Origin of the sequence: Alloalcanivorax marinus (assembly GCF_016785095.1) — a bacterium.
In the GTDB taxonomy this organism is placed as follows: domain Bacteria; phylum Pseudomonadota; class Gammaproteobacteria; order Pseudomonadales; family Alcanivoracaceae; genus Alloalcanivorax; species Alloalcanivorax marinus_A.
Genome location: NZ_JAEKJB010000002.1, coordinates 367,535 through 386,293 on the forward strand (window position 1 = coordinate 367,535; position 18,759 = coordinate 386,293).

Below are 18,759 nucleotides of genomic sequence, written 5' to 3' on the forward strand. Positions count from 1 at the left end.
CTCCCGATCGGAAAGCGCCCATTGTCGTCGCCGTTGGAACACGGGCAATGGCCGGCGAGGCACCCCGGGGCGGGCGCCGGGGACCATGTCGGGCCGTCTGGCGACGACCAGGCCGGGGCATGGCGGTGAGTTGGGTGTTAGGATACGGCGTTCTTCGAATAAGGAAGGTGATCCATGCAGACACCGGCTCGGTGGTGGCGCTCGCGGGGCTGGGGCGCCCGCGTCCTGGCGATCCTGGCGGCGCTGTACGTGCTCTACGCCCTGGTGGTGTTTTTCCTGTTGCCCGGCTGGGTCCGGGACCAGGCCCGCGAACGCCTGACCGGGCTGCTGGGCCGGGACGTGACCCTGGAGCGGGTGGCGCTCAACCCCTTTACTTTGTCGCTTACCGCCGAGGGTTTCTCGGTGGCGGACCCGGACACCGGAACCCTGGCCCGTTTCGACCGGCTCTACGTTAACGGCGAGCTGTGGGCCTCCCTGTTCCACTGGCGTCCCTGGGTCGGTGACCTGGACCTGGATGGTCTGCGCGTGCGCCTGCGTCGCGAGGCGGACGGCACCCTTAATCTGGATGACATCATCGCCCGCCTGAGCCAGGACGATCCGCAAGCCGACGACGAGCAAACGCCGGAGCAAGATCAGGAAACCGGCCCGCCGGCCTTCACCGTGAGCCACCTGAGCTTGAGCAACGGCGGCGTGGACCTGATCGACGCCGCCGGAGAAGAGCCGGTGACCCTGGCCCTGCCCATGGCCTTCACCATCGACGATCTGACCACCCGTGGGGTCGGCGAGGACGACAACCGCTATCAGTTGCGCGTGGAAGGCCCGGACGGCGGCACTCTGGACTGGGATGGCCGCTTCCATTTCGCGCCGTTCAGCGTCGATGGCCGGCTGCGCATGGACAAGGTTGATCTGGTCGCCTTTGGCCAACTGCTGGCCCCCCATTTCCGCTTCGCGGTACCCGCCGGGGTGCTCGGTCTGGGCGCGGATTACCGGTTCAGCGCCGAACTCGGCCAGGGCCTGACCGTGGACAACGGCGAACTGACCCTCGACGGCCTGCGCATCCGCCCCCGGGACGGCGACGAGGACAGCCTGGTGGTACCGGAACTGGCGGTCACCGGCGTCGCCCTGGACACCGCCGGGCGCACCCTCACCGTGCCCGAGGTGACGGTGCGCGAGCCCGCCGCCCGGGCGGTGCTCACCGACCAGGGCCTGGATCTGGCCACCCTGTTTCTGCCCGAGGACCCCAAGCAGGCGGAGCGCGCCAAGGAGGAGGTGCGCGAGCGCGCCGAGGATACCGCCGAGGAGTTACGCCAGGGCGAGGCGGACTGGCGCATCCGCCTGGACCGCTTCGCCGTGGAAGGCGCCGCCGCTGTGTTCCGCGACACCACCCTGGCCACGCCCCGGGAACTGACGCTCACCGACGGCGCCCTCACCGTGAGCGATTTCCGCCTCGACCAGGAAGGGGTGCGCTGGCAGTGGCAGGGCGATACCAAGGTGCTGGAGAGCGGCACCCTGAGCCATTCCGGAGAAGGCCGGCTGGCGCCCCTGGATCTGAAAGCGCGGCTCAAGGTCGAGGGGCTGCCCCTGGCCACCCTGTCCCCCTGGGTGCGGGCGGCGATGCCGATCACCGTGGATAAGGGCCGCGCCGGCGGCGATCTGAACCTGGCGGTGAGCGGCGACACGCCCACGGTGCGGCTCACCGGCCGGGCCAGCGTGGCGGACGGCGCCCTGTCCGAGAACGGCCGGCGGTTCCTGTCGGTGGCCAACCTGAGCGCCGACGGGCTGGACCTGAACACCGGCACCGAGCAAGTGGCTATCGATGGCCTGGCCGCGCGCGGCCTGAACTTCCTGCATGTGCTTGACGGCCAGGGCCGGAGCCTGGGCGAGCGCCTGGCCGGCGATGATGGTGGCGCCGAGGAGGGCGCCGCCTGGCGGGTACGGCTGGGCCGGGTGTCGGTGAAGGATTCACGGCTGGCGCACCAGGACCTGACTCTGTCGCCGGAATACCAGGTCACCGTGGAGCAGTGGCAGGGGCACATGGATGGCTTCGACAGCGCCGGCGGCCGCGCCGGGCTGGAGACCCGGGGCGAGGTCAATGGTACCGCCACCCTGACCCTGAAAGGCACCGTGGACGCCAACCCTGTGACCCTGGATCTGGATGGCAGCCTGAAGGGCTACGGCATGCAGACGCTGACTCCGTTCACCGCCCGCTACCTGGGCTTTGGCGTTGATCGTGGGCGCCTGGACGTGCAGTCCCGGGTGAGCCTCAAGGGCGAGCGCCTGGACAGCACCACCGAGGTGGCCGCCGATGACTTTTACCTGGGCGAGCGGGTAGCCAGCGATCAGGCCATGGACGTGCCGGTGAAGCTGGGGCTGTCGGTGTTGCGCGACGGTTCCGGCATGATCCGCTTGCCGGTGAGCCTGTCCGGGGATCTGTCGGACCCGGATTTCAGTGTCGGCGGCTTGGTGTTCCGGGTTCTCCGCAACGTGCTGGTGAAGGCGGCCACGGCGCCGTTTTCCATGCTCGCCGGTCTGGTCGGCGGCGGCGACGGTGATCTGGAATACGTGCCCTATGCCGCCGGCGAGGACCGGCCCGGGGCGCAAACGCGCCAGGCACTGGAGACCCTGGCCCGGATTCTTGAGCAACGCGGCAACCTGATCCTGGTGCTCACCGGCGAGACCAACGACGAGGACCGCCGGGCCCTTGGCGAGGCGGAGCTGGTGGACGAGATGGGCGGTGACTGGCGCGGCCTGGACACGGCGCTGACCGGGCAGGAGGGCCGTGAGCGTATCCTGGAAGCCTACCGGGACCGGCTTGACGCGGACCCGGCCGGGCTCGGCGACGATGACACCGAGCGCGCCCGCCAGGCCTGGCGGCGTCTGCTGGAGCAGGCCGCCGAGGCGGTGGACGGCGACGCCCTCGCCGACCTGGCGGCGACCCGGGCGGAGCGGGCGCGCCGCCTGCTCACCGGCGAGCTGGGCGTGGACGCGGAGCGCGTGCGCATGGCGCGGTCGCGCCCGGACGGTGACCGGGCCGGCGTGGCCCTGGGCGCCGAGGGCCTCTGATGGCGGTGATCTGGGAACGGCGCGAAAACGGCGTGCTTTATCAGGTGCGCCGCCAGGGCGCCTGCATGAGGTTGTTCGCCAACGGCGTCCAGCACTCCGAGTTCCACCCCAAGCGGCTGGTCACCGGCAGTGTCTGGGACCTGCTGTGGCTGCCGGCGTTGCTCGGCGACCCGTCGCGTCTGCGGCGGGTATTGATCCTGGGCCTGGGCGGCGGTTCCCTGGTGCCGCCGCTGCGCGCGCTGCTGGCGCCGGAGCGGCTGGTGGCGGTGGAACTGGACGCCCACCATCTGGCGGTGGCCCGGGAGGTGTTCTCGGTGGTTCAGCCCGGCGAGCGGACCGTGCTCGGCGACGCGGTGGCCTGGCTCAAGGCCTACGACGGCGAACCCTTCGATCTGATCATCGAGGACCTGTTCGCGCCGGACAACGAAGCGGTGAGCCGGGCGGTGCCGGCGGATCGGGACTGGCTGGCCATGCTGGAACGTCACGTCAGTGACCATGGCACCCTGGTGATGAACTTCGGTGATTACACCGAGTACCGCGTCAGCCACGCCGCCGACGCCGCCACCATGGCGCCCTGGGGCAGCCGTTTCCGGCTCTCCTGCGCGGATTGCCACAACGCGGTGATCGCCTTCACCCGGGAGCCGGCGCGCAGCGTTCATCTGCGCCGCCGGATACAGGACCACCCGGAGTTGGGCAAGGCCCTGCGCAAGGGCAGGCTGGATTATCACATCCGGCAGCTCGATTAGCGCCCATCGCGGTTATCGCGACTGAAGCGGAACGCCGCCCGGCCGCTCCTACAGCAATAGGAGCCGTAGGAGCGGCTTCAGCCGCGATGGGCGCGCAGCGGCGTTCAGCCGTACCGTTTTTCGCTAAGCGCCTGGATGCGGTCATCCAACGGCGGGTGGGAACGGAACAGGGCGGCCAGACCATGGCGCACGCCGCCGTTGATGCCGAACGCCACCAGGGAATCCGGCATCTGGTTGGGCACCTCGGATTCCGCCTTGAGGCGCTGCAGGGCGCCGATCATGTCGCGGCGGTCGGCGAGCTGGGCGCCGGCCACGTCGGCGCGGTATTCCCGGCGCCTGGAGAACCACATGACGATGGTGCTGGCGGCGATGCCGAAGATGATCTCGGCGATGAACACCACGATGTAATAGCCAAAGCCCAGGCCGCCATTGCCGTCGCGGCGCAGGAAGCTGTCCACCACCGAGCCCACCACCCGGGCGGCGAAGATCACGAAGGTGTTCACTACCCCCTGGATCAGGCTCAGGGTGACCATGTCGCCGTTGGCCACGTGACCGATCTCGTGGGCCAGCACGGCGCGTGCTTCTTCCGGGCGGAAGCGTTGCAGCAGGCCCTGGGACACCGCCACCAGGGCGTCGTTCTTGTTCCAGCCGGTGGCGAAGGCGTTGGATTGCTGGGCCGGGAACACGCCCACCTCGGGCATCTTGATGCCGGCCTTGTCGGACAGCTCGCGGACCGTGTCCAGCAGCCATTTCTCGGTGCTGTTGGACGGCTGCTTGATGGTCTGGACCCGCGCCGACCATTTCGCCATGGGTTTGGAAATCAGCAGCGACACGAACGAGCCGGCGAAGCCGAACACGGCGCTGAAGATCAGCAGATTTCCCAGATCCAGGCCGGTGCCGCTTTGCGCCAGGTAGGAATTCACGCCCAGCAGACTGAGAGTGATGCTGGCGACCACGATGACCGCCAGGTTGGTGAGCAAAAACAGCGCGATGCGCATCATGCCGAAGGTTCTCCCACAAATCGAACGAAGGTCTTCAAATTCAGCTTCTCAATGGGGGCGCGGCGGTTGTGTTCAAGCCCGGCGACGGCGATACTCGCCGCCTTTGAACCGTCCCTGATCCGCCCAATGACCCCACCGAATGTAGACCTATTGACGCCGTTTCTGGTTCCCCCGGACGACGCCCGGCACCGTCTTTTTCACGGCCGTGGCAAGACCGTGCCGGGCTGGGAAGGGCTGACCCTTGACCGGTTCGCCCCGATCCTGGTGGCCACCCTGTTCGACGATTATCCGGAGCCGCTGCGCGCCGCCCTGGAAGCGCGCCTGATCGAGGCGCTGCCGGCCCTCGGTTGCGACACCCTGGTATGCCAGCACCGCCATTGCCGCCCGGCGCAAACCCGGGTGGCGCACGGCGCGCTCCCCGCCACGCCCTGGGCGGAGGAGGCCGGCCTGCGCTATCGGCTGGATTTCGAACGCGGCCAGAATCTCGGTTTCTTCGCCGACATGGCCCCGGGCCGTGCCTGGCTGCACGAACGCGCCCGGGGCAAGCGGGTGCTGAATCTGTTCAGCTTCACCTGCGCCTTTTCCGTGGCGGCCCTGGCCGGCGGCGCCGAGCGGGTGGTCAACATCGATCTGTCGCGGCCGGCCCTGGCCCTGGGCCAGGCTAACCAGCAAGCCAACGGCTTCGGCGACGCCGAGGCGCACTACCTGCCGCACAATGTGTTCCGCAGCTGGAAGAAACTGCACAGCCTGGGCCGCTATGACCTGATCGTGGCGGACCCGCCCAGCGCCCAGAGAGGCAGCTTTCAGGTGGAGCGGGACTACGCCAAGGTGCTGCGGCGGCTGCCCAAGCTGCTGGCGCCGGAGGCGGAGTTGCTGATCTGCCTGAACGCGCCCTGGCTGGACAGGGAGTGGCTGGAGGCCCTGGTGGCGGACAACCTGCCCGGTGCCGCCCTGGAAGGCATGCTGCCCGGCGCCCCCGGCTTCGACGAAGCCGCCGAGCCGGCGCTCAAGGCGCTGGCCTACGGGTACCGGCGTAGCCGCTGAACTGCAAGCGGCAGGCCGTGCCCGCGTCCCGGATAGAAACCGCCCGCACCGATTTCCCGCCAAAGCGCGATGAACCTTATTTCTTGCGGATGCGGTCCAGGTATTCGGCGATGCGGCCGATGGAATCCTGCAGGTCGTCCAGGCGCGGCAGGAACACCACCCGGAAGTGGTCCGGGTTGGGCCAGTTGAAGGCGGTGCCCTGAACCACCAGCACTTTTTCCTGGCGCAGCAGGTCGAGCACGAACGCCTCGTCGTCCTGGAACGGGAACACCTTGGGGTCGAGCCTCGGGAACAGATACAGCGCCGACTTGGGTTTCACGCAGCTCACCCCGGGGATGCTGTCGAGCATCTCCCAGGCCATGTCGCGCTGGCGGCCCAGGCGGCCGGTGGGCAGCACCAGGTCACTGATGCTCTGGTAGCCGCCCAGGGCGGCCTGGATGGCGTGCTGGCTGGGCACGTTGGCGCACAGGCGCATGCTGGCCAGCATGTCCAGACCCTCGATGTAGCTCTCCGCCCGGTACTTGGCGCCGGAGATCACCATCCAGCCGGCGCGGAAGCCGGCGGCCCGGTAATTCTTGGACAGGCCGTTGAAGGTGATGCACAGCAGATCCTCGGCCATGGAGGCGATGGAGGTGTGCACCTCGCCGTCGTAGAGGATCTTGTCGTAGATTTCGTCGGCGAAGATGATCAGGTCGTGTTCCCGGGCGATCTTCACCATTTCCTGAAGCAGGGCGGGGTCGTAGTTGGCGCCGGTGGGATTGTTCGGGTTGATGATCACCAGCGCCTTGGTGCGGTCGGTGATCTTGGCGCGGATGTCGTCCAGGGCCGGCTGCCAGTCCTGCTGCTCGTCGCACAGGTAGTGCACCGGGTTGCCGCCGGACAGGCGCACGGCGGCGGTCCACAGCGGGTAGTCCGGCGCCGGCAGCAGCACCTCGTCGCCGTTGTTGAGCAGCGCCTGCATGGCCATCACGATCAGCTCGGACACGCCGTTGCCGATAATGATGTCGTCCACCGTCACGTCCGCGATGCCCTTGGTCTGGGTATACTGCATCACCGCCTTGCGGGCCGGGAACAGACCCTTGGAGTGGCAGTAGCCGGTGGAGTCGGGCAGGTTGTGAATCACGTCCTGCAGCAGTTCCTCCGGCGCCTCGAAACCGAACGGGGCCGGGTTGCCGATGTTGAGCTTGATTACCCGGTGGCCTTCATCCTCGAGCCGGTGTGCTTCGCGCAGCACCGGGCCACGAATGTCATAGCAGACATCGTGCAGTTTGTCGGATTTGCTGACCGTGGTTCGATTGCCGCTCATGAAACTCGTCCTGGTCCGGGTAAAGACCGGAATTCTACAATGGCGCGAAAATACTGTATATGAAGCGGTCATGAGAGGAAGCCGATGATTGAATTCAGGGACCTGATGGCGCTGGCGGTGAACCGCAAGGGCGGCGTCAAGCAGGTCGAGGCGCAGCTGCCGGCGGTGAAAACGCCGGCTCAGTTGCGCCAGCCCGACGATGCCTTCTATTTTTCCGCGCTGACCCGGCGTATTTTCCGCGCCGGTCTCAAGCACTCCCTGGTGGACGCCAAGTGGCCGGCCTTCGAGGAGGCGTTCTTCGGCTTCGATCCGGACAAGCTGGTGCTGATGCCCGACACCATGCTCGAACAGCGTATGCAGGACACCCGCCTGATCCGCCACTGGGGAAAGATGAAGGCGATCCGCCACAACGCCCAGTTGATCCTGGACCTGCGCCAGGAATACGGCTCCGTGGGTGCCTGGCTGGCGGACTGGCCCGGCGACGACACCGTGGGCATGTGGCAGTTGCTCAAGAAACGCGGCAAGCAGTTGGGGGGTAACTCCGGCGCCGCTTTCCTGCGCATGGTGGGCCGCGACACCTGGTACCCCACTGGCGACGTGGTGGCGGCGCTGAAAAGCCACAACATCATCGACAAACCGCCGGCCAGCCAGCGCGACCAGCGCGCCGCCCAGGCCGCGTTCAATCAATGGCAGGCGGAATCCGGCCGGCCCCAGGCGCACATCAGCAAGATTCTTGCCTTCACCGTGGGTTGAGCGGGCCGGGCACGGGTCTCGTTACAAACAAAACTTTTTGACAGGAAGTGCCCAGGGTAGGAACATAAATAAGAATTATTCACTTTAAAGCAGTGGAAACCGGTTTCATGACCCATCTCAATCGGCGCCCCCGGGGCGTCTTTTTGTTGTTGTCCCTGTTCGCGTTGTCCCTTTCCACCCTGACGGTCACGGCCCGGGCCGCGGATCAAACCGCCCTGGTGCAGTTGGTGGAATACGTGGGCGCCGATTACATCAACGCCGTGCAGGACGGGGAAATCGTCAGCGACGCGGAATACGCGGAGATGGACGAATTCACCGCGTTGCTCAGCGAGGGCATCGAAGGCCTGCCCGAGGCCGAGGGCAAGGACGTGCTGCTGGGCCAGGCCCGGGACCTGGAAGCGGCGGTGGACGAGAAAGCCCCGGAAGCGCGTATCCAGAGCCTGGCGCAGAAGATCCGCGGCTCCCTGGTGGACGTCTACGGCCTGCCGGTGGTGCCCAAGACGGCGCCGGACATGGCCGCCGCCGAGTCGCTTTACCAGACTCATTGCGCCGCCTGCCACGGCCCCGAGGGTCTCGGCGACGGCCCCGCCGGCGCGGCCCTGGAGCCGGCCCCCACGGATTTCCATGAGCGTGCCCGCTACATGGGGCGCTCGGTGCTGGGCCTGTACACCACCATCACCGGCGGCGTGGACGGCACCGGCATGGCCGCCTACCAGGATCAGCTCAGCGACGCCGAACGCTGGGCGCTGGCGTTCTACGTGGGCGGCAAGGCGGTGTCCGCCGAGGAAGCCGAGGCCGGCAAGCAGGCCCTGGCGGACAATCCGGAACTGAAAACCGACATGAGCCTGGATACGGTGATCGCCAAGGCGCCAGCGGATGCCCGCGATGCCTACGGCGATGACGCTCTGGCGGCAATGGGCTACCTGCGCAGCGAGCCGAATGTCCTGTTCAGCCAGAACCGGTTCGTGGAGATCAGCGCCGCCAAGCTGCGCGAGGCCGATGACGCCTATGCCGCCGGTGATCGGGCCGCCGCCCGCTCGGCGGCGCTGTCCGCTTACCTGGACGGTTTCGAGATGCTGGAATCGCAGATCGCCGCCCTCGACAGTGGCTTGATGCGCGACACCGAACGGAAGTTCATGGCGGTGCGGGAAGCGATCCAGGAAGGTGACTCCGCCGACGAGGTTAGCGCCCGCATCGCTGATGCCCTGGAAGGGCTCGGGCAGGCCGCCGATGCTCTGGGCGGCGACGGCCTGAATGCCGCCGCCACCTTCTCCGCCAGCTTCTTCATCCTGTTCCGCGAGGGGCTGGAAGCGCTGCTGATCGTGGCCGCGCTGCTGACCTTCACCCGCAAGGCCCGCGCCACCTCCGCTACCCGTCATATCCACTTCGGTTGGGTGGCGGCCATCATTGCCGGCATCGCCACCTGGTTCGCCGCCTCCACGGTGATCAACTTCACCGGCGCTTCCCGGGAGCTCACCGAAGGCGTCGCCGGTCTGGTGGCCGCGGTGATCCTGTTCTACGTGGGCTTCTGGATGCACAGCAATTCCAGCAGCCAGAAGTGGCTGGGCTATCTGAAGGGCAAGGTGGACACCGCCCTCGGCAGTGGCACCGTCTGGACCCTCACTTTCGTGGCGTTCATCTCCGTGTACCGGGAGATGTTCGAGACCATCCTGTTCTATCAGGCGCTCTGGACCCAGGTCACCGAGGCCACCCAGCCGTTCCTGCTGTACGGCATGGGCGCCGCGCTGCTGGGTCTCGCGGTGGTGTGCGTGCTGATCTTCCGGCTTGGCATGAAGCTGCCCCTGGGGCTGTTCTTCAAGGCCACCAGCCTGGTGCTGCTGGTACTGTCGGTGATTCTGCTCGGCAAAGGCATCGCCGCCCTGCAGGAAGCAGGCATGCTCAACTCCAACTATCTGCCGGGCTGGCCGACGCTGTCCTGGATCGGTTTCTTCCCGACCCTGCAGGGTGCTCTGGCCCAGGCGGTGGCCGTGGTGCTGGCGGTGCTGGCCTGGTGGCGCTCCGGACGCAGCGCCACCGCCTAGCGGCCCGCCGGGGCATCGCGGCTGAAGCGGAATGCCGCCCGGCTGCTCCCGCGCCTGCTATCGCGTAGGAGCTGCTTTAGCCGCGATCCGGCTCCGGCGCCGCGATAGCGCTTGTCATTAAGGCCGGGCGCGTTAGGCTGGGGCTCCCCGACTCGGATCGAGCCCCATGCCGCGCATCGCCGCCAACCTGTCCCTGCTGTTCACCGAACGTCCCTTTCTGGAGCGCTTCGCCGCCGCCGGCGCGGCGGGCTTCCAGGGGGTGGAATTCCTGTTCCCCTATGACTGGCCCATGGCCGCGGTGAAGGCCGCCCTGGACGACAACGGCCTGGAGCCGGTGCTGTTCAACCTGCCCGCCGGTGACTGGGGCGCCGGCGAGCGTGGCCTGGCCGGGCTGCCGGGCCGGGAGGCGGCGTTCCGCGATGGTCTGGAGCGGGCCCTGGATTACGCCGAGGCGCTGGACTGCCCGCGCCTGCATGCCATGGCGGGCATTCCCGGCGATGACATGGATCGTGCCCGCGCCCGGGACACCCTCATCGCCAACCTGGCCTTCGCCGCCGAGCGCTGCGCCGAACGGGGCCGGGTGCTGACCCTGGAACCCATCAACAGCCGTCTGGACATGCCCGGTTACCTGATCGACACCCCGGCCAGCGCGCTGGCGGTGATCCGCGCGGTGGACCGGCCTTCACTGCGCCTGCAGTACGATCTCTACCATGCCCGGGTGATGGGCGAGGACCTGTTCGCGTCCCTGGCCGCCTGCATGCCGTGGATTGAGCATGTGCAGTTCGCCGATTGCCCGGGGCGTCACCAGCCGGGCACCGGCACGCTGCCTCTGGCGGCGCTGCTGGCGCATCTGGATGCCCTCGGCTATGGCGGCTGGGCCAGTGCCGAATATCGCCCGAGCGGCGCCACCGAGGAGGGACTCGACTGGCTGGCGAACCTTCGCCAGGATTCGGAGTCCCTTTCTGTCAACGACAAAGGAGAGAGGCGTTAATGAGAAGCTGGGGCGGCAAGATCATCGTCGGCCTGCTGGGCATGCTGGTAGGCGGTCCCATCGGCCTGATCGTCGGTTTGCTGATCGGCCATTTTCTGGATCGCGCCGTGGAGCGGGTACGCGGCTTCAACCCGTTCCGACCCTACGCGCCGGGCGAGAAGCAGGCGCTGCAGGACGCGTTGTTCTCGGCGGTGTTCTCGATCATGGGCCACCTGGCCAAGGCGGATGGCCGGGTCAGTGAGCAGGAGATCGGCCAGGCCGAGGCGGTGATGACGCGCATGCGGCTGAACGCCGAGCAGCGGCGCCGGGCCCAGGAGGCATTCCGGCGCGGCAAGGCGGATGATTTCCCGCTGGATGGCACGGTGGCGGAGTTTCGCCAGCAGGTGCGTCACCGCCGCCATCTGGTGGTGGTGTTCCTGGAAATCCTGCTGCAGACCGCCCTCGCGGACGGCGACCTGCATGCCGAGGAAGAGCGCATCCTGTATCGGGTGGCCGCCGGGCTGGGCGTGCCGGAGGCGCAGTTCCGCCAGATTCTCAATATGATCCTGGCCCAGGCCCGTTTCGGCGGCGCCGGAGCCGGCGCCGGCGGTGGCGCGGCGGATGTGTCGCGGCCTTCGTTGAGCCAGGCCTACCAGGTGCTGGGCGTGGCCGAATCCGCCTCCGACCAGGAGATCAAGAAGGCCTACCGCAAGCTGATGAGCGAGAACCACCCGGACAAACTGGCCGCCCGGGGCGTGCCGGAGGAGATGATCCGCGTGGCCACGGAGAAGACCGCCGAGATCAGCAAGGCCTATGAGATGATCAAGGAATCCCGGGGTTTCCGCTGAGACGGAGACGGGTGACAAGCCGGCCCCGGCGATAGTAATTTGGACAATCGTGACACTGATCGCGCGGCGCCGCCCGGCGCCGCCCAGACGCGGAAGGAGTAGCCGCCATGCTCGGAGAGTCGCACAGCATTCACCACGAATTTCCCGAACACCACGAGCGCATCGACGCGCTGATGAAGGAGGAACAGGCGTTCCGTGACAAGGTGGAGGAGCACGACCGCCTGGACAAGACCATCCGTGGCCTGGAGCTGCGCGAAAACCCCATCGCCGACCGTGACCTGGAGGCCATGAAGGCCGAGCGCTTGCACCTCAAGGACCAGATTCTGCGCCGTCTTAACGGTGGCTAACCTTTAAAACCGGCTCGTCACCCCCACCTGGGAAGGCATTCATTCCGGCTCGGGAGGCCCGATGACTGCCTATTCCATTCTTGATCTCGCCCCGATCCTGCGTGGCGGCGACGCCGGCCAGGCGTTGCGCAACTCGCTGGATCTGGCCCGCCACGCGGAGCAGTGGGGCTACACCCGCTACTGGGTGGCGGAACACCACAACATGCCCGGCGTGGCCAGCGCCGCCACCAGCGTGGTGATCGGCCATATCGCCGCCGGCACCCAGCGCATCCGCGTGGGCTCGGGCGGCATCATGTTGCCCAACCACGCGCCCCTGGTGATCGCCGAACAGTTCGGCACCCTGGCGGCGCTGTTTCCGGGTCGCATCGACCTGGGCCTGGGCCGGGCGCCCGGCACCGACATGGAAACCGCCCGCGCCCTGCGCCGGGATCTGAACAGCAACGCCATGGAATTCCCCAACGACGTGGCGGAGCTGCAGGCCTACCTGGACGATCCGACCCCGGAACAGCGGGTACGGGCGGTGCCCGGCATGGGCAGCAAGGTGCCGTTGTGGCTGCTTGGCTCGAGCCTGTTCAGCGCCCGCCTGGCGGCGCAAATGGGCCTGCCGTTCGCGTTCGCCTCGCACTTCGCCCCGGAAGCCCTGGAAGAAGCGCTGCATGTCTACCGCACCCACTTCCAGCCCTCCGAACAGCTCGACAAACCCTACGCCGCCGCCGGTATCAGTGTGTTCGCCGCCGACAGTGACGAGGAGGGCGCCTTCCTGGCCACCTCCATGCAGCAGCAGTTCGTCAATCTGCGCCGGGGGCGGCCAGGACCGTTGCCGCCGCCGGTGGAAAACATGGACGAGGTATGGTCGCCGATGGAAGCCCACGGCGTGCGTCAGGCGATGAAATACGCCATGATCGGTGCCCCGGAAACGGTGGGCCGGCGGCTGCGCGAATTCCGCGACCACACCAACGTGGATGAGCTGATCATCACCGCCGGGATTTTCGACCATGAGAAACGGCTGCGCTCGTTCGATATCGCCGCGCGGCTCTGTCGGGACCTGTAAGCAAGGCGACGGGTCCCCAGGGGGGAACCGTCCTTGAATGTTCCACGCCGGCCCGGGCCGCCACTTTGGTGGCCCGGGCTTTGTCTGATGGTGTGGCTGGCGTGCTCGATCGGCGCGCCGGCGGCGGCGTCACCGGCCCGCCTGGGGCCGGATCTTCCCTATACCTGGGTGGCCGACCCCGGCGGCGAGGCCGGGCCGGACGATATGCTGCCAGCGCTGCGCGAGGGCGCCCCACGGCAGGGGATTTTCTCGCGCGGCTACACGCGCACGGTGTTCTGGGTACGGGTTGTCCTGCCGCCGGAACAGGCCGCCGACGGCGAACGCTGGCTGGAGCTCAAACCCAACTTCGTCGACGATATCCGCCTGTTCCTCCGCCCCCTGGGGAGCGATGGCCCGTGGCGCCAGCGCCGCGCCGGCGACACCTTCGACGGCCCCATCGGCGACATCGACCACCGTTTCCCGCTGTTCGTTCTGCCGCCGGACGAGCATGGCTACGAAATGCTGTTCCGTGTCGCCAGCAGCAGCGCCGTGATGCTGCAGATGAATGTCTGGCAACCCCGGGAATTCCTGCCCGCGGCGGCCCGCGCCACCACTTTCTGGAGCTTCTACTTCGGGCTCGCCACCCTGTCGGCGTTATTGGCGCTGGTATTGGCGGTGGTGTTGCGCACCCGCTTGCTGTGGTCGGTGACCGGGATGTCCGCCGCCTACGTGCTGGTGGCCTGTATCCAGGGCTACGTGGCCTGGCTGATCCCGGATATCGGGTGGCGCCTGCAGCATTACCTCACCGGCGTGCTCACCCTGTCGGCCTATGGGTTGTTGCTGTGGATGGCCTCGGAGGCGTTGCAGTTACGCCGACGGCTGCCGTGGGCCCATCGCATGCTGATGCTCGCCTGTGCGGTGACCGTGGTGTTGTTACTGAGTGTGCCGCTGGACTTCTATGGTGCCGCGATCCGTTTTCAGATGCTGGTTTATCTGAGCACCTGCGCGGTGTTCGTGACCGCCTGCCTGTACGTGTGGTGGCGGGACCGTTTCCGGTTGTCTTCGGTGCTGTTGGGCCTGAACCCGCTGATCTGCATCCTCGCCAGTTTGTTCGGTCTGTTCACCACCGTGGGCTGGATCGCCTTTCGTCAGGAGATCTATGTGGTCTGGCAGTACGCCCTGATCGTGAACATGCTGGTGGTCACCGGGCTGGCGGTATATCAGGTGCGCATCAAGCGTTACCGTGAGCGGGAACGCTTGCAGCTGGCCCGCGCCCTGGAACTGGAGCGCGAGGCGCGTTTCAATCAGCGCCAGTTCATGGGGCTGGTGGCCCATGAGTTTCGCACGCCGCTGGCGATCATCGCGGCGAGCCTTCAGAATCTGCGTTATCTGGGGGTCTCCGATCCGCGCCAGCTCAGCCGCTACGACAAGATCGACCGCGCCACCGACCGGTTGGTGCAACTGACCGACAACTGCCTGGCGGACGCGCGGCTGGACGCCGATGATCTGTGGCTCGACCGGCGCCGCCTGTGTTTGCTGGAGCTGGTCACCGAAGCGGCCTCCCTGGTGGGCGCGGCGGGCCACCGGTGGCGCTTGACCCTGGACGGGCAGCCGCCGCCGGCGGGGGAGCGCTGGACCGGAACCGCCTGGCTGGACCCGGCGATGATGCGCATCGCCCTGTCCAATGTGATCGATAACGCGGTGAAATATGGCAACGGCGGGCCGCGAGTCGATGTGAGCCGGCATGCCGACCACTGGAGCGTGGCGATCCGCGATCAGGGGTCGGGCATCGCCGAGGACCGGGTACCGGTGATCTTCGAGCGTTACCGCCGCGCCGCGCCGGCGGAGCACAATCACCGGCGTGGTGTCGGCCTGGGGCTGTATGTCAGCCGCCGCATCGCCCGCGCCCATGGTGGCGACCTGGTGCTCGCCGACAACGGCGATCACGGTTGCTGTTTTTTGTTCACCCTGCCATTGCCACCGGAGGAGGAGGCATCGCACTGATGGACGCGGCCTTTCCCAGACTCGCCATCGTCGAGGACAACGACGACCTGCGCGAGGAATTGCTGTTTTTTCTACGCCACAACGGCTACGCCGCCTGGGGCGCCGACAGCGCCGAGGCGTTCTGGAAGCATCTGCACCGCAACCCGGTGGACATCGTGCTGATCGACCTGGGCCTGCCCGGCGAGGACGGTTTCGGCGTGATTGAATATCTGCATGAACTGGGCGGATACGGGCTGGTGATCATCACCGCCAAGGGCGGACAGCAGGAAAAGCTGCGCGCGCTTAACCTGGGCGCCGATCTGTTCCTGGTCAAACCATTGAATTTTTCCGAATTGAACCGGGCATTGACCACCCTGGCCCAGCGTTTGCGCGGCGAGGCCGGCGGCGACCCGGCGCGGGTGCGGCATGGCGATGGCGCCGGCGGTTGGCGCCTGGATGCCGCCGCCGGCCGCCTGGCCGGCCCCGACGACCGTCAGCTCGCGCTGTCCCAGCAGGAAACCGAGTTGTTGAGGATTCTGCTGCGCGGCAGCCATCAGGTATTCAGCAAGGAAGCGCTGCACGATCTGATGTTCTCCCATGCGCCGCACCCGGATACACATCGTATCGATGTGATTCTCAGCCGCCTGCGTCGCAAGGCCCGAGAGGGCAATATCGATTTGCCGATCCGCTCCATTTTCGGCCGTGGCGTGGTGTTCACCGGGACCCCGCGCGACGGCTGAGAGGTTTGAGAGAAATGAGACTGACATCGCTTCGCCATCATCGGGATACTGGCGTCACGATGTTGGCGTGTGATTGCGCCGTCGATGTCGGTTGGGAGCGAGGACGTGTCTCAAGGGGGAATACCTCGCCAGGGGTGGTGGCGCTGATGGAAGGCGTCGCCGCCGGGGCCGGTGATATCGCGGGGGGCGGTATCACCGGCATTGGATTCTCGAACCACCGTGCCGCCCGGGTTCAGAGCGAATTGGCCGGGCGCCGCTGCGGCCTGCCGTTGGCCTTGTTCAAACACCAGCTTTGCCGGTCGCCGTCGATCGGCACGCCACCCACCCAGCGCCGGGGCGGATGGCTATCCAACCAGTTATTGTGGCCGCTGAGCACGGCATGGCCGTGGTGGGTGATGGACAACTCCCGTTCCGCCCAGGGCTGATCCGCGTCGCCGTGTTCCTCCAGCACCGGCGTCGGCCCGGACAACAGTGGCCGCAGCATCCAGTGGAACAGGGTGTCGCCGAGGTACGGCAGCGGCTCCCGTTCCAGCATCAGGTCGCGAAAGATCTCCCCGGCGGGCTTGGGGCCCCGTTCGGCCACCAGTTGCACGGTGAGCTGTTCACTCAGGCCCAGACCGGTTTCCTCGTCCGGCAATTCCAGCAGATGGCGGCGCAGGGCCCGCCCCAGCATGGGCAGCGCGGTGGTGTTGCGCTGGCTGAGCCGGTCCAGGGCGTCCGGGGTATCGGCGCTGATCGCCCGCCAGGCTCGCCGGCCCAGCACCAGCAGCGGCTCGTCCACGGCGCGCCGTTGTTGCCATAGCCAGCCCAGCACCTCCGGCGCCAGTTGGCCCAGGCCCACGAAGCGCGCCACGCCGGGTATCGCGTCGGTGGCCACCAGTTCCACCCGCACCCTCGGCCAGCGCCGGCCGAAGTGATCCAGGATGTAGGCCAGGATCAGCTGGTCGTAGCTGTCGTGCTCGAACCACAGCACCACCCGCTGGTTGCCGTCGGCGTCGTCCAGATCCTGGTATTCGCGCTGCTGGCGGGACAGGGTCCGTTCCGCGTCCAGGGTCAGTGCCTCGGCGAGAAAGTGGGCGCGGGCTTCGATGAAACGATCCCGGGGCAGGCGCCGCACCGGCCCGATGCAAAACGGATCGGCGAAGGTGAGGCAGCGGCCATGCAGGCCGCAGAGGGGCAGGGCGTCGCGCAGATCGTCCCCGCAGCGGATGTGCACCGTGGTCCGCTCGCCATCCAGTTCATCACCGGCGCGGCGGGCGGCGGCGTCCAGTTCACCGACATGCTGTTCGAAGGCGTTCCAGTCGGGGAAGCCCATTTCCCGGGACACCGTCTGCAGGGCGTCCCTCATCTCCAGGGGCGCCGCCTCCGGGGTGACCCGGTGCAGGGCCAGGCGGGCCAGGGAGCGGCTGTCGCCGCCGTGCGCCGCCTCGTACAGACGGCGGGCATCCGCCACCGGATCATCCAGATGGAAGCGGCCGTTGCTCAGCGAGGTGTCGTCCCGATCGACGGTGGCGGACGGCGTCATGATGGTCTCCGGTTCAATGCATGAATAACGGTTGACCATCGTGGCGCCCGGGTCAATGAACAAGCCGTGAGGAAACGGCCCCAGAGCGCTGATTTTATGGAGTTTTTACTCGCGGCCCTCGGGGGGCGCGATTTCCAGCAGCCGGTAACCGGCCGCTTCCAGAGCGCGCAGGCTGGCGTCTTCCTGCCAGCGGTATTCGTCCGGCAGGCTCAGGGGCATGCCCAGTTGCGGCCGGACCAGGCCGGCCGCCAGGTCCTCGGTGGGTTTGCGCGGGTAGGACACCGCGTACACATTGCACCGTCCGTCGGGGGCCTCCACCGTGACCGCCCAATACCGTCCATTCATCATGTTTGCTCTCCTTGCGCCCCGCGCGCCGGTTTCCTCACCGGACGCTCATGGGTGCAAGGTGCCATCGGTCCGGCCGCTTGTCTGTCATCCTTCGCTGATCGTTACGTAGGAAATGACGTACAGCAGAATCGCAAAAAGGCTTACAGCGCGCGCTCAAGGGCGCCGTAGCTGTCGATCACGCGTCGGTACTGGCTGGGCGCGGCGCCGATGTGTTGTTGAAAAAAGCGGGTGAAATGGCCCTGTTCGGAGAAACCCAGGTCCTCGGCAAGCTGGCCCAGGGTGCCGGTGCGTTCCGTTTCCAGCCAGGTGAAGGCACGCCGCATGCGGGTGTCGTTGAGCATCAGCATCGGAGACATGCCGGTATCGCGCCGGAACAGGGTGAAGAAGTGAGCCCGCGACAGGTTGGCGGCGCGGGCGGCGTTGGCCAGGCAGTCCGGGTCGTCCACGTGATTGCGCAGGTAATCGCAGGCGCGGCGGATACGGGTGTCCTGGAAGCCGAGCCGCGACGCGGCGCCCAGCCGGCGCAGTTGACGCCACTCGGAGTGGTCCTCGATCAGTTCGATCAGAAAATCGAACAGCAGCGATTCGATGCGTTCGCGGGGCACCAGCTCCGGCGAGTAGGCCTCGGCGATCAGATAGTCCGCCAGCCTTCGGTTCTTGCTGTTCAATTCGATGCCGCACTGGGTGAAAAAGCCCGGGTGGGCGCTCAGCGCCAGGGAATGCTGGATCTCCGCCAGCCAGGCGGGCTCGATGTAGAGCGCCAGGATCTGGGTGGGGCCGGCGCCGGGCTGGTGGTCGTAAAAATGTGGCTGCCAGGCGTTCACCAGCACCGCGTGACGGTCGGTGAGCGGTACCCGCCGTCCATTGACGTTGAAGAAGGTGTCCGCCCCCGCCGCCTTTACCAGTACGTGGCATTCATGGTGGGAGTGGGTCACCAGGGTATGGTCCATGTCGAGCAGGGCGACGCGCCCGAAGGACCCGTGAAAAACGCGCTGTGCAATGGACATCTCACT

16 protein-coding genes are annotated in these 18,759 nt (G+C 67.2%); 11 read left to right on the forward strand and 5 right to left on the reverse strand.

Annotated features, from left to right (window positions below):
* The first annotated feature begins 174 nt into the window (after nucleotides 1-174).
* Both JF515_RS19575 and JF515_RS03420 read left to right on the forward strand, forming a co-directional pair.
* Nucleotides 175-3,063: a DUF748 domain-containing protein gene (locus JF515_RS19575; protein WP_203101024.1), complete on the forward strand. Its 2,889-nt coding sequence runs from the start codon at nucleotides 175-177 to the stop codon at nucleotides 3,061-3,063.
* Nucleotides 3,063-3,809, forward strand: a complete 747-nt coding sequence (locus JF515_RS03420; RefSeq protein WP_203101026.1) for a hypothetical protein — start codon at nucleotides 3,063-3,065, stop codon at nucleotides 3,807-3,809. Before JF515_RS19575 ends, JF515_RS03420 begins: the two co-directional genes overlap by 1 nt.
* Before the next feature lie 104 nt (nucleotides 3,810-3,913).
* Here JF515_RS03420 and htpX read toward each other — a convergent pair whose 3' ends face one another.
* Nucleotides 3,914-4,810 (reverse strand): protease HtpX, encoded by an 897-nt coding sequence (gene htpX / locus JF515_RS03425; RefSeq protein ID WP_203101028.1) that lies wholly within the window; start codon nucleotides 4,808-4,810, stop codon nucleotides 3,914-3,916.
* Nucleotides 4,811-4,960: 150 nt separating this feature from the next.
* On the opposite strand from htpX, the gene JF515_RS03430 reads away from it, so the two are divergent.
* Nucleotides 4,961-5,854, forward strand: a complete 894-nt coding sequence (locus JF515_RS03430) for a class I SAM-dependent methyltransferase (protein WP_238400817.1) — start codon at nucleotides 4,961-4,963, stop codon at nucleotides 5,852-5,854.
* Between the two features lie 76 nt (nucleotides 5,855-5,930).
* On the opposite strand, the gene JF515_RS03435 is transcribed toward JF515_RS03430, so the two are convergent.
* Nucleotides 5,931-7,160, reverse strand: a complete 1,230-nt coding sequence (locus JF515_RS03435; protein ID WP_203101030.1) for a pyridoxal phosphate-dependent aminotransferase — start codon at nucleotides 7,158-7,160, stop codon at nucleotides 5,931-5,933.
* 84 nt (nucleotides 7,161-7,244) lie between these two features.
* Here JF515_RS03435 and JF515_RS03440 point away from each other — a divergent pair, with 84 nt between their 5' ends.
* The 8 genes from JF515_RS03440 (at nucleotide 7,245) to JF515_RS03475 (ending at nucleotide 15,873) form a co-directional block, all read left to right on the forward strand.
* Entirely contained in the window at nucleotides 7,245-7,913 is a 669-nt protein-coding gene (locus JF515_RS03440; RefSeq protein WP_203101031.1) for a DNA-3-methyladenine glycosylase I, read from the forward strand.
* A 107-nt stretch (nucleotides 7,914-8,020) separates the two neighbouring features.
* Nucleotides 8,021-9,955, forward strand: a complete 1,935-nt coding sequence (locus tag JF515_RS03445) for a cytochrome c/FTR1 family iron permease (protein WP_203101032.1) — start codon at nucleotides 8,021-8,023, stop codon at nucleotides 9,953-9,955.
* Nucleotides 9,956-10,121: 166 nt separating this feature from the next.
* Nucleotides 10,122-10,946 (forward strand): hydroxypyruvate isomerase family protein, encoded by an 825-nt coding sequence (locus JF515_RS03450; RefSeq protein ID WP_203101033.1) that lies wholly within the window; start codon nucleotides 10,122-10,124, stop codon nucleotides 10,944-10,946.
* Nucleotides 10,946-11,773 (forward strand): co-chaperone DjlA, encoded by an 828-nt coding sequence (gene djlA, locus JF515_RS03455; RefSeq protein ID WP_203101036.1) that lies wholly within the window; start codon nucleotides 10,946-10,948, stop codon nucleotides 11,771-11,773. Before JF515_RS03450 ends, djlA begins: the two co-directional genes overlap by 1 nt.
* A 107-nt stretch (nucleotides 11,774-11,880) precedes the next feature.
* Nucleotides 11,881-12,120, forward strand: coding sequence for a YdcH family protein (locus tag JF515_RS03460; RefSeq protein WP_203101038.1), 240 nt, complete (start codon nucleotides 11,881-11,883; stop codon nucleotides 12,118-12,120).
* A gap of 61 nt (nucleotides 12,121-12,181) precedes the next feature.
* Entirely contained in the window at nucleotides 12,182-13,171 is a 990-nt protein-coding gene (locus JF515_RS03465; protein WP_203101040.1) for an LLM class flavin-dependent oxidoreductase, read from the forward strand.
* A gap of 87 nt (nucleotides 13,172-13,258) precedes the next feature.
* Nucleotides 13,259-15,154: a sensor histidine kinase gene (locus JF515_RS03470; protein WP_203101041.1), complete on the forward strand. Its 1,896-nt coding sequence runs from the start codon at nucleotides 13,259-13,261 to the stop codon at nucleotides 15,152-15,154.
* Complete coding sequence (locus JF515_RS03475; RefSeq protein ID WP_203101043.1) at nucleotides 15,154-15,873, forward strand: response regulator transcription factor; 720 nt, start codon at nucleotides 15,154-15,156, stop codon at nucleotides 15,871-15,873. The genes JF515_RS03470 and JF515_RS03475 overlap by 1 nt, the downstream gene beginning before the upstream one ends.
* 232 nt (nucleotides 15,874-16,105) lie before the next feature.
* Here JF515_RS03475 and JF515_RS03480 read toward each other — a convergent pair whose 3' ends face one another.
* From JF515_RS03480 to JF515_RS03490, 3 genes are all read right to left on the reverse strand, one after another.
* Nucleotides 16,106-17,398: a DUF1835 domain-containing protein gene (locus tag JF515_RS03480; protein ID WP_203101044.1), complete on the reverse strand. Its 1,293-nt coding sequence runs from the start codon at nucleotides 17,396-17,398 to the stop codon at nucleotides 16,106-16,108.
* A gap of 105 nt (nucleotides 17,399-17,503) precedes the next feature.
* On the reverse strand, nucleotides 17,504-17,746 hold the full coding sequence (locus JF515_RS03485) for a hypothetical protein (protein ID WP_203101045.1): 243 nt from the start codon (nucleotides 17,744-17,746) through the stop codon (nucleotides 17,504-17,506).
* Nucleotides 17,747-17,886: 140 nt separating this feature from the next.
* Nucleotides 17,887-18,753 (reverse strand): helix-turn-helix transcriptional regulator, encoded by an 867-nt coding sequence (locus JF515_RS03490; RefSeq protein ID WP_203101048.1) that lies wholly within the window; start codon nucleotides 18,751-18,753, stop codon nucleotides 17,887-17,889.
* Between the last annotated feature and the right edge of the window lie 6 nt (nucleotides 18,754-18,759).

Coding starts and splice junctions, on each gene's coding strand:
- JF515_RS03440 (WP_203101031.1), top strand. CDS start 7,245: ATGATTGAATTCAGGGACCTGATGGCGCTGGCGGTGAACCGCAAGGGC.
- JF515_RS03490 (WP_203101048.1), bottom strand. CDS start 18,753: ATGTCCATTGCACAGCGCGTTTTTCACGGGTCCTTCGGGCGCGTCGCC.
- htpX (WP_203101028.1), bottom strand. CDS start 4,810: ATGATGCGCATCGCGCTGTTTTTGCTCACCAACCTGGCGGTCATCGTG.
- JF515_RS03420 (WP_203101026.1), top strand. CDS start 3,063: ATGGCGGTGATCTGGGAACGGCGCGAAAACGGCGTGCTTTATCAGGTG.
- JF515_RS03475 (WP_203101043.1), top strand. CDS start 15,154: ATGGACGCGGCCTTTCCCAGACTCGCCATCGTCGAGGACAACGACGAC.
- JF515_RS03445 (WP_203101032.1), top strand. CDS start 8,021: ATGACCCATCTCAATCGGCGCCCCCGGGGCGTCTTTTTGTTGTTGTCC.
- JF515_RS03465 (WP_203101040.1), top strand. CDS start 12,182: ATGACTGCCTATTCCATTCTTGATCTCGCCCCGATCCTGCGTGGCGGC.
- JF515_RS03480 (WP_203101044.1), bottom strand. CDS start 17,398: ATGACGCCGTCCGCCACCGTCGATCGGGACGACACCTCGCTGAGCAAC.
- JF515_RS03470 (WP_203101041.1), top strand. CDS start 13,259: ATGGTGTGGCTGGCGTGCTCGATCGGCGCGCCGGCGGCGGCGTCACCG.
- JF515_RS03450 (WP_203101033.1), top strand. CDS start 10,122: ATGCCGCGCATCGCCGCCAACCTGTCCCTGCTGTTCACCGAACGTCCC.
- djlA (WP_203101036.1), top strand. CDS start 10,946: ATGAGAAGCTGGGGCGGCAAGATCATCGTCGGCCTGCTGGGCATGCTG.
- JF515_RS03435 (WP_203101030.1), bottom strand. CDS start 7,160: ATGAGCGGCAATCGAACCACGGTCAGCAAATCCGACAAACTGCACGAT.
- JF515_RS03460 (WP_203101038.1), top strand. CDS start 11,881: ATGCTCGGAGAGTCGCACAGCATTCACCACGAATTTCCCGAACACCAC.
- JF515_RS03485 (WP_203101045.1), bottom strand. CDS start 17,746: ATGATGAATGGACGGTATTGGGCGGTCACGGTGGAGGCCCCCGACGGA.
- JF515_RS19575 (WP_203101024.1), top strand. CDS start 175: ATGCAGACACCGGCTCGGTGGTGGCGCTCGCGGGGCTGGGGCGCCCGC.